The organism is Lutibacter sp., from assembly GCF_040883305.1.
GTDB lineage: Bacteria > Bacteroidota > Bacteroidia > Flavobacteriales > Flavobacteriaceae > Lutibacter.
On record NZ_JBFLKT010000213.1, the window covers coordinates 1 to 10,464 of the forward strand.

The 10,464-nt window shown below is 28.6% G+C and carries 7 protein-coding genes; 4 read left to right on the forward strand and 3 right to left on the reverse strand.

What is annotated here, in order from left to right:
• Nucleotides 1-3,113: translocation/assembly module TamB (locus AB1Z17_RS06720; protein WP_368051026.1), on the reverse strand; the 3,113-nt coding region annotated here is incomplete at its 3' end.
• 132 nt (nt 3,114-3,245) lie between these two features.
• On the opposite strand from AB1Z17_RS06720, the gene tsaD reads away from it, so the two are divergent.
• From tsaD to AB1Z17_RS06740, 4 genes are all read left to right on the forward strand, one after another.
• The gene (gene tsaD, locus AB1Z17_RS06725; RefSeq protein WP_368051033.1) at nt 3,246-4,277 is read left to right on the forward strand and encodes a tRNA (adenosine(37)-N6)-threonylcarbamoyltransferase complex transferase subunit TsaD; all 1,032 of its coding nucleotides are present in this window, start codon (nt 3,246-3,248) and stop codon (nt 4,275-4,277) included.
• Between the two features lie 63 nt (nt 4,278-4,340).
• A complete protein-coding gene (locus AB1Z17_RS06730; protein WP_368051027.1) occupies nt 4,341-4,751 on the forward strand; it encodes a hypothetical protein in 411 nt (136 codons plus the stop codon).
• Between the two features lie 78 nt (nt 4,752-4,829).
• The gene (locus AB1Z17_RS06735; protein ID WP_368051028.1) at nt 4,830-7,058 is read left to right on the forward strand and encodes a TonB-dependent receptor; all 2,229 of its coding nucleotides are present in this window, start codon (nt 4,830-4,832) and stop codon (nt 7,056-7,058) included.
• Between the two features lie 13 nt (nt 7,059-7,071).
• The gene (locus AB1Z17_RS06740) at nt 7,072-7,491 is read left to right on the forward strand and encodes a heavy-metal-associated domain-containing protein (protein ID WP_368051029.1); all 420 of its coding nucleotides are present in this window, start codon (nt 7,072-7,074) and stop codon (nt 7,489-7,491) included.
• A gap of 141 nt (nt 7,492-7,632) precedes the next feature.
• On the opposite strand, the gene AB1Z17_RS06745 is transcribed toward AB1Z17_RS06740, so the two are convergent.
• Together AB1Z17_RS06745 and AB1Z17_RS06750 are read right to left on the reverse strand one after the other, a co-directional pair.
• Complete coding sequence (locus AB1Z17_RS06745) at nt 7,633-8,913, reverse strand: mechanosensitive ion channel family protein (protein ID WP_368051030.1); 1,281 nt, start codon at nt 8,911-8,913, stop codon at nt 7,633-7,635.
• A 105-nt stretch (nt 8,914-9,018) separates the two neighbouring features.
• Nucleotides 9,019-10,347, reverse strand: a complete 1,329-nt coding sequence (locus AB1Z17_RS06750; RefSeq protein WP_368051031.1) for a dihydrolipoamide acetyltransferase family protein — start codon at nt 10,345-10,347, stop codon at nt 9,019-9,021.
• Nucleotides 10,348-10,464: the final 117 nt, after the last annotated feature.

The window sequence follows — 10,464 nt, forward strand, 5'->3', positions numbered from 1 at the left end:
AAACCTGTACCATAATATAAAGAGGTTTCTTCTTCTTCTGTATTTAGCACTAATAAATTTTTGGTAATTAGATCTAAATTAAGAGCCCAATTATCAAAGTATTTATGAGATATTGTTCCTTTCAAAGCACCTTTTGTGTTATGTTGAGTGTCTTTTATTTGAACATCTTCTAGGTTAAAAGTTTGGTCTTCTAATGTAATAACACTTGTACCTTCAAAAAGGTAATCTACATTTAAATATGGAAAATAAAGTCCTGCTTGATCTAAATACAATTCACCCGTCATTGTTGGGTTGTTAAGTTGTCCTGTTACATTAACATTTCCATAGGCAAAGCCTCTAATATTGTTAAAAACATCTTCTCCAAGTGGGCTAAATGCATCTAGTTTAAATTCTTCAAAATCTACAACTACATCTAAAATTGGTTTTTTAGGAGTAAAATCTATATCTCCAACTGCCGAAAAATTAATGCTATTATCTCTTTTTAATGACACATTTAAAGCATATTCTGTCATTGAATTTTTTCCTTCTATACCTACTTTTAAATCTCCCTGGTACGAATTATTAATATTAAAATCGGATACGGTTAAATTTGCCGTTGGTTTTATGCGCTTGTTTAACTGAGTGTAATTTAAGGTTCCATTTATTATTCCTCTTAACTTTAAACTATCAACATCTGGTGTAATATTTGAAAGTTTAACATTTTGAAAGTTAAATTTAAAATCTTTACTTATGGTATCTTGCATGGTGCCTTGAAACTCAATTTTCTGATTTTTTGAGGCAATTAAAAACTGATCGATGGAATATAACTTTGTTTTGCTATCAAATACAACTTTGTTCTTTAAATTGTTCTCTGGATTAATAATCCACATATTATTTTTATAAATAAAGTTTGATTTTTGCAACCCAAAAACCGATTTATTTTCCTTATTAAAAGTATGATAAAAAGAGAGGTCAAATTTTTCAGTATTTTCTTTACCTCCTTCAAATTCGGTTCTAAAATATAACGTATCACTTAATGTTATGTTTACTAAATGAAGTTTGGAGATATCATAATAATCAGATTTAATTTCATCAATAGTAAGTTGTGTATTAAATAATGGGTTTTTGTTATCTATTTGTAAATTTAATTCGTTAATAACATTAGTAAAAGCTTCAACTTTAGGTGATTTTATATTTAATTTAAACAAATTATCATTTGAATTAATGTTTCCTCTAATGGTTGTTGTTGGAGCTAAAATTACTTCAGGATAAAAAACTTCTACAATTTTATTATAAATATTGAATCTAAAATTTAAATTTTGATTGGGTGTTACCTTAAATGGTTTATAATTTGAATAAATACTACCAATAGAATTTTGGGCTAATTTTCCTAATTCGTTAAATTTAAATCTACCCTCAACTTTTCCAGTAAGTATTTCTGAAGAATTAATAGTAATTGTTCTAATACTATCTGAAAATGAAGATGTTATATTAAAGTCTTTAAAAAAGTAATTCCCTTTTTGATTGAGGTATAACGAGTTTTTAAAATCAACAGTTCCCACCAAATCATCAAAAGAGTTTCCTTTAACTTGAATATCTATATCTCCTTTTATTTTTGAAATACTATCTCTTTTAAAAAGATTTAACGTATTTAAGTCACAATAATCTACAGTTGTTTTAAAGTCGAATGTATAAATATCTCTAGATAAATCTGCCAAACCATTAAAATTCAACTTAATATTATCATCATTTACTTCCATTTCACCATCAAAATGCATATTTTTAAAAATACCATTTAAACTAATATTATTATAGGTGTAATTTTTATATTGATGTTTAGATACTTTTCCTTTAACTGAGGTATTTAGATTTTTTAATGTAAATCCGCTTCCATCAATATTGGCTTCCATAGATAGCAAACCTACAAGGCTATCGCCCATAATTTGACCTAATTTAAAATCTTCAACTTTAACATATCCTTTGTACGAAGCATTGTCAATATTGTCAATATTTGTTAGAACCAAATCAGAAATTGTTGTTCCTAAATCTGTTTTTAGTGTTAATTGTGCATCAATCAATTTTGAAGTAATATATGTATTTCCACTTAAAGTAAATCTTCCTAATTTTTTAAATGTTGATGGTAATGTATTTCCTAAAACCTTAGGCAACATTATTTTTAAATGATTATAGTCTGAAGTTAAATTCGTAAAATCTCCATTCATTGAAAAACCATTTTCTTGATTAAAGATGTTTTTAAAATTTAAATCACCATAAATAAGTGCATTTTTGTCAGTTTTAAGTTGTAAATCACTCGCAACAAAATCATTTAATTTTCCAGAAATATTAGTTGAAAAATGCAACACATCATCTGTTCCAAATTCACTATAAAAACTTTTTAAATCTAAAAGAGAAATAGCTGCCTGTTTTACATTGGCATTTATTGCTACCAAATTATTAAAATCTGAAAAATCTTCGCGATTGTACGTAAATTCAATATCCGCCAAAATTAATGATGAAGCCGTTTTAAGTTCAGTATTTTTAAATCTCATAAAAGATTTTGTGTAGGTAAAATCCGTTGCTAAACTTTCAACCTTTAAATTATGATTTTCAATAAAACTAAGGTTTTTAATTTCGGTAGAAACATTTGGACCCGCTACTTTAAAATTTTCAGTTTCACCAGTTATATTTTTAAAAAACAAGGGATTATCATTCTCAATATTTTCATCTGATATTGAAACATAACCTTTTTTTAATTTTAATTTAGTTGCAGTTAATAAAAAATCTGAAGGCTGATCACTTTCAGTTCCATCATCAAATTTATCAACAAAAACAGTTAGTGCATCATCTTCTTCGTTTTTATAGGTTTTAATATTTAGTATAAAATCTTCTAATGAAATCTGACCAAATTCTAATTTATTATTTAAAATATTTCTATAACTAAATATAGATGTTGTCAAGTTTTTAGCATATACCAGCGTATCTGAATGGTGGTCTCTAATAAAAATCTCATCTAATTGTACATCCCCTAAAAAAGCTAAATTTACTTTTTCTATATTAATATCAACATTAAACGCTTTTCTTAAATAATTTGTAGCAGTTTTCCCTAAACTAGTTTGTACTTTTGGAATAGACAATAGTAAACTTACTGTTACTAAAAAAAGTAGCAGTATCAGTAAAATTTTAAGCCCTATTTTTTTTATTCGTTTGATATGCGCTAAATTTGCATTTTTTATGGCAATTTTCGTGCCTTTATTTGTTAAATTATGATTAAAAATAAATCAATTTACATACTCGGTATTGAATCTTCTTGCGACGATACAAGTGCTGCTGTTATATGCAACGGAAAAATACTTTCAAATGTTGTAGCAAACCAAGAAATTCACGCCAAATATGGTGGTGTTGTTCCTGAATTAGCTTCACGTGCACATCAACAAAATATTGTTCCTGTAATTCAACAGGCAATTCAACAGGCAAATATCGACAAAAAAGACTTAAATGCCATAGCTTTTACACGCGGACCTGGATTAATGGGTTCTTTATTGGTTGGAACCTCTTTTGCAAAGTCACTTTCACTGGCTTTAAACATTCCGTTAATTGCTGTAAATCATATGCAAGGACACGTTTTAGCGCATTTTATTGATGAAGAAAATCAGCAAAAACCACCGTTTCCATTTTTGTGTTTAACCATAAGTGGCGGCCATACACAAATTGTAAAAATTACAGATTACTTTGCTATGGAAGTAATTGGCGAAACTTTAGACGATGCTGTTGGCGAAGCTTTCGATAAATCTGCAAAAATTTTAGGGTTACCATATCCAGGCGGACCATTAGTAGATAAATATGCCAAACTTGGAAATCCACTGGCTTTTAAATTTACAAAACCAAAAATGGCGGATTTAAATTTTAGCTTTAGCGGTTTAAAAACAGGTATTTTATATTTTATTCAGAAAAAAGTAAAAGAAAATCCGAACTTTATTGAAGAAAACCTCCATGATATTTGTGCTTCAATACAATTTACAATTGTTGAAATTTTATTTGACAAGCTTAAAAAAGCAGTTAAAAAAACAGGCATAAAACATGTTGCAATTGCCGGCGGTGTAAGTGCTAATTCTGAAATTAGAAAAGTGCTAAAAGAAACTGAAAACAAGTATGGTTGGACAACCTATATTCCCAAATTTGAATTTACCACCGATAACGCTGGAATGATTGCAATTACTGGTTATTTAAAATATCTAGAAAATAATTTTTCTGAAGATTTAACAACAGCAACTGCACGTTTAAAGGTAAATGAAAAATAATTACATTTAATTTTATATAATTTTAACTATTTATATTAACGCTAAATTGTACTTTTGCTTTTTATGAAAGGTTTATTTAGAAAAATAGCAGCGGTTTTAATGGTAACAATTTTATTGTTATCTACAACATCTTTTTCTATTTACAAACATTTTTGTGGTGATAATTTAGTTGCAATTTCTACTGAAAAGGTTGATAATTGCTGTGATTCTAAAACAACTCTAAAATCAAATAATCTTAATTTTTCTAAAAAAGATTGCTGTAAAAATGAAACAGCACTAAAAAATATTCAACTTTTTGACACTACAAGTTCAAAAAAAATAGCTAAAAGTCAAACGTTATTTTTAGCATCCTTTTATTTTAGCTTTATAGAGAAATTAATAACTGTAGACACTACAATTAAATTTTATAAAGATTTTTCTCCTCCTACACTTGTTTCAAATAAACAAGTACTTTTTCAAACATTCTTAATCTGATACAAGCCTCTTTTTTAAAAGAATCTTAAAAGCCTTTATGCAACTATTGGCAACTTATCAATTATTAAGAAAGTATAAATGAAAAAACATATTATTTTATTACTAGTGCTATTTCCCTTTATAGCATTCAGTCAAGAAACTATTAAAGGAACAATTTTAGATACAAATAATGCACCCATTTTTGGTGCAAATATTTATTGGGAAAACTCCCAAATAGGAACAAATTCTGATGAAAAAGGGAATTTCGAAATAAAAACAATAGAAAGTAACAAGGAATTAGTTGTAAGCTATATTGGCTATAAAACACAAAAACTAACTATAGGTAATTCAAATAAAGCAACTGTTATTTTAGTTGCTGATAACCAGCTAGATGAAGTTAGTATCCAAACCAGAAGAAAAAGCTCTAATAGAGTTAGTTATGTTGTAAAGAACATAATTAATGTAAACAAAGCCGAACTTTTAAAAGCTGCATGTTGTAATTTGGCTGAAAGTTTTGAAACCAATCCTTCTATAGATGTAAATTACTCTGATGCATTAACCGGAACAAAACAAATTAAAATGTTGGGTTTAACAAGTCCATATATTCAAATTGTTCAAGAAAATATTCCAAATATTAGAGGTGCGGCTCAAACCTATGGATTAACTTTTACTCCTGGAACTTGGGTAGAAAGTATCCAAATTACTAAAGGAGCAGGAAGTGTTGTAAATGGTTATGAAAGTATTACAGGGCAAATAAATGCTGAACTGGTAAAACCTTCTACCGATAAAAAAGTATTTGTAAATGCTTATAGTTCACTTAACGGAAGATTGGAATTAAACTCGCATTTTAACACAAAAGTTTCTGACAAATGGGACACGGGTTTGTATCTTCATGGAAATATAAGAGATAAAAAAATTGATAATAATAACGACAATTTTTTAGATACTCCTCTTACAAAACAAGTGAATATTATGAACCGTTGGCAATACACTGACATGGAAAAAGGCTGGGTTAGTTTTATAAATTTACGTTATTTAAATGATGCCAAAACAACTGGAGAACTAGATTTTAACCCAGACATTCATAAAAACACTACTACATATTGGGGAAGTGAAATAGCAACGGAACGCTTTGAAACTTCAGCAAAACTAGGTTATGTTTTTCCGGAATTACCTTACAAAACTTTTGGTTTACAAGTGGCATACAGTTACCACAATCAAGATTCATATTTTGGATTAAAAGCATATGAGATAAATCATAAAAGTGTGTATGCCAATTTAATTTACAATTCTATAATTTCAGATACTCGTAATAAATTTGCAGCTGGAATTAGCACCACTTTCGATAATTTTGATGAACTCGTTCTTACAACAAATTACAAACGAAACGAAAAATCTGTTGGCGCATTTTTTGAATATAATTATGATAATTTAGATAATTTAAGTTTATCTGCTGGAATTAGAATGGACCATCATAATTTACTAGCAACATTTATAACGCCTCGTTTACATGTAAAATATACACCTTGGGAAACGGGAACTTTTCGTGTTTCTGCAGGAAGAGGAAAAAAGAGCGCTGCCCTTTTTGCTGAAAACCAATGGCTATTTGGAACAAATAGAACTATAAAAATCACTGATAATAATGGTGAATATTATGGATTAAATCCTGAAATCGCTTGGAATTATGGGGCCTCATTTACTCAAAAATTTGACTTCTTAAATAGAAAAGGAGACATTACTTTTGATTTTTATAAAACAAATTTTAACGAACAAATTATTGTGGATATGGAAAATCCTTCAGAAATTTCATTTTACAATGCAACATCAAACAGTAAAGCAAATAGCTTTCAAGTTGAAGTAAATTATAGTCCTTTTACACATTTTAGTATAAAAACTGCTTATAAATATCAAGATATAAAAAACGGCTATATTTCTGGTTCAAAACAACAACCAATGCAACCTAAAAACCGCTTTTTTACTAATTTATCTTTTGAAACACATCAAACTGAAAAAGGTGGAAATTGGAAATTTGATTATACCTATAATTGGCAAAGTGAACAACGTTTACCAGATACAAGCATTTATACTTCAAACTATCAATTGCCAGAATATGCAGCTACACATATTAGTATGAATGCACAGATTACTAAAGTTTTTTCACCTCGTTTTGAATGGTATGTAGGAGGAGAAAATTTAACCAATCACAAACAAAAAACACCAATTTTAGGCGCTGACAATCCATTTGGTACAAATTTTGACTCAAGTATTGTATATTCTTCAGTACTTGGTGCAATGTATTATACAGGCATTAGATTTAATATTGAATAAATAAATTTTAAAAATGAACTTTTCAAAGAGAAATCACGAATACAGAAACATAAATATAAACAATATGAGTAAAAAGACAATCTTAATTATTGCAATTCTATTTATAGGAATTTCAACACAAGCACAAAAGAAAAATAAAAACGCTAAAATTGCTTTTGAAGTAAATGGTATTTGTGAAATGTGCAAAGATCGAATAGAAAAAGCCGTTTTAAAAACTAAAGGCGTAAAATTTTGCAGTTGGAGCATTGAAACGCATCAATTATCTTTAATTATGGACGAACGTAAAGTTGATGAACTTACTATTCATAAAAATATTGCAGCTGTTGGGCACGATACGGAAAAAGTAAAAGCTACAGACGAAGCTTATAATAATTTACATGGTTGCTGTAAATACGAAAGAGAGAATCCGCAATATGGAATACAAGAGCACTAATAATAGTCTTTTTGTTAAGCTTTTTTTAGTAAAAGTGCGTGATCAATACTCTTTTACTACTATTTCGACTGAAAGGAAACAATCTGTTGTTAGAAGCGACAGATAGCTTCCTTTCAGTCACAATGATGATAAAATTACTATCTATTTCTGAATTTGTTTTACAAAAGCGTTTAAATCTTTACCTGTTGGTTCTTCAAAAACTTCTAAATCGAAGTAAGGAATTGCTGCAATAATATGGTCAAAAATATCGGACAAGATGGCCTCATAATTTGCCCATTCTTTATTACTGCTAAAACAATAAATTTCTAATGGAATTCCTTTTGAAGTTGGCGCCAATTGCCTTACCATAGAAAACAAATCCTTGCTAACATTAGAATTTTGTGCTAAATAAGCATCTAGATACTTTCTAAAAACACCAAAATTAGTTAAGTTTCTTCCATTTATTAAAACAGATTTATCCGCACCAATTTTTTTATTATGTTCTGTAATTTCATTGTATTTTCGTTCTAGGTATTCTGATACCAAATGTATTTTTTTCAAATCTTCAATTTCATTTACTTTTAAAAATTTTATAGAAGATTGTTTAATTAGTATTGCTCTTTTTATTCTTCTTCCTCCAGATTCTTGCATTCCTCTCCAGTTTTGAAAAGAATCTGAAATTAAACTATATGTTGGTATTGTAGTAAATGTATTGTCCCAATTTTGTACACGAACAGTTGCTAAGTTTATGTCTGTTACAGTACCATCTGCTCCAAATTTACTGTAAACAATCCAATCTCCAATTCTTACAATATCATTAACCGAGACCTGAATAGAAGCCACAAAACCTAAAATAGTATCCTTAAAAATCAGTAATATTACAGCGGAAGCAGCACCCAGCGTTGCAAAACTTAAAATATCCCTTCCTGTTATTTGATATACAATAAAAAATAATGATAATCCCCATAAAAAGATCATTACAACTTGTGCATAACTTTCTAAAGGTTTATCTTTATAACGCTCTATAGTTCTTAAATATCTTTGTGTAGATCTTACAAAACTTCTAATAATTTTTACAAATAGAACTACTGCATAAATATTTATAACATCATTAAAACTCCTTAAAAGAAATGGAAAATCTGTTAAAACTAATGGTACTAGACCTTTTAAAAATAACAGCGGTATAATATGAGCAAAATATCTGGAGAATTTACTTTGCACTAAAAAATCGTCAAAGGTGGTTGTTGTTTTTACTGAGAATACATCAAAAGCTTTAATAATTATTTTTCTTAAAACTCTATCAAGCACATATGCAACTAAAGTAATTAAGACAAGTACAATTACTAAATTTATCGTTTCGGCCCAAAAATTAGAAACTCCTTTATTTATTAAAGCCTCTTTTATAAAATTAACGTAATCTATAAATTTAATAGCATCAATCATAATATTCTTATTTTAAGCAAAATGTAAAAAACCTTTTAAAAATGAAGAGATGTTGAAATTGAAACCCAACATCTCTAAAAAATCCTATTAGTATAGGTTTATATATTAAAATTCAGCATTTACATCCCAAGCTTCTAAACTTTCTTTAATTGCTTTAATAAACATTCCTCCTAAAGCGCCATTTACAACTCTGTGATCATAAGAGTGAGAAATAAACATTTTATGTCTAATTCCAATAAAATCACCATCAGGTGTTTCAATAACCGCAGGAACTTTTCTAACTGCACCTAAAGCTAATATTGCAACTTGAGGCTGATTTATAATTGGAGTTCCAAAAACGCTTCCAAAACTTCCTACATTTGTAACTGTATAAGTTCCTCCTTGAATATCATCTGGACTTAGTTTTCCATTTCGTGCTTTAAACGCTAAATCATTTACAGCCTTTGTTATTCCAACTAAATTTAACTGATCTGCATTTTTAATTACAGGTACAATTAAATTTCCATCAGCTAATGCAGCTGCCATACCTAAATTAATATTTTTTCTTTTGATAATTTTATCACCATCAACTGAAATATTAATCATAGGAAACTCTTTAATAGCTTTTGCGACTGCTTGCATAAAAATTGGCGTGTAGGTAATTTTTTCTCCTTCACGCGCAAAAAATTTATCTTTAACTTTATCTCTCCATTTTACAATATTGGTAACATCAACTTCAATAAAAGATTGTACATGCGCAGATGTTTGAGCAGACTCAACCATATGATGCGCAATTAATTTACCCATGCGGCTCATTTCAATAATTTCATCTCCTCCATTTACTGAAACAGGAGTTGTTGCTTTAACATGCATAGCTTTCTTTTCAGGAGTTGACTGTGGAGAAACTTTAGGAATAACCACTTCTTTAACAACTGGTTGCTCTTCTGTTTTACCACTTTCTAAATAAGCTAAAATATCATTCTTTGTTACTCTATTGTCTTTCCCAGTACCAACAATAGCTTCTAATTGCTCCATTGAAATACCTTCTGTTTCGGCAATATTTCTAACTAATGGAGAATAAAATTTACCAGATGGAGAAATTTTTTCAATACTTGTGTTTTCAATGGCTTGATTTACATCATTCTCAACTTTCTCAATTACTTCATTAGTAGTTTCTGCAATTACCTCTTTTACACTATCATTTTCATTCTCACCTAAGGTTTCAATAATTGCAATAGTATCACCTACTTTAACTACACTATCTGCTTCAAATAACAATTCAACCAAGGTTCCTTCAACTTCACTTGGAACTTCAGAATCTACTTTATCTGTCGCAATTTCTACAATTGCTTCATCAAGTTCAACGCTATCGCCTACTTGTTTTAACCAAGAAGTTATGGTTGCTTCTGCAACACTTTCACCCATTTTTGGAAGTTTTACTTCAAATTTTGCCATTTTGATTTTTTTAAGTTTTGCAAATTTACAAAAAATATAGCCTTATATTAAATATGTAGGATTTTATATTCTATTAACCTATTTAACGTTTTCATAAAATAGCTAATTATAATATCT

What these genes read in the sequence shown, in the direction of transcription:
- AB1Z17_RS06730 (WP_368051027.1), top strand. Translation starts at nt 4,341, where the DNA reads ATGAAAGGTTTATTTAGAAAAATAGCAGCGGTTTTAATGGTAACAATT.
- AB1Z17_RS06735 (WP_368051028.1), top strand. Translation starts at nt 4,830, where the DNA reads ATGAAAAAACATATTATTTTATTACTAGTGCTATTTCCCTTTATAGCA.
- AB1Z17_RS06740 (WP_368051029.1), top strand. Translation starts at nt 7,072, where the DNA reads ATGAACTTTTCAAAGAGAAATCACGAATACAGAAACATAAATATAAAC.
- AB1Z17_RS06745 (WP_368051030.1), bottom strand. Translation starts at nt 8,913, where the DNA reads ATGATTGATGCTATTAAATTTATAGATTACGTTAATTTTATAAAAGAG.
- AB1Z17_RS06750 (WP_368051031.1), bottom strand. Translation starts at nt 10,347, where the DNA reads ATGGCAAAATTTGAAGTAAAACTTCCAAAAATGGGTGAAAGTGTTGCA.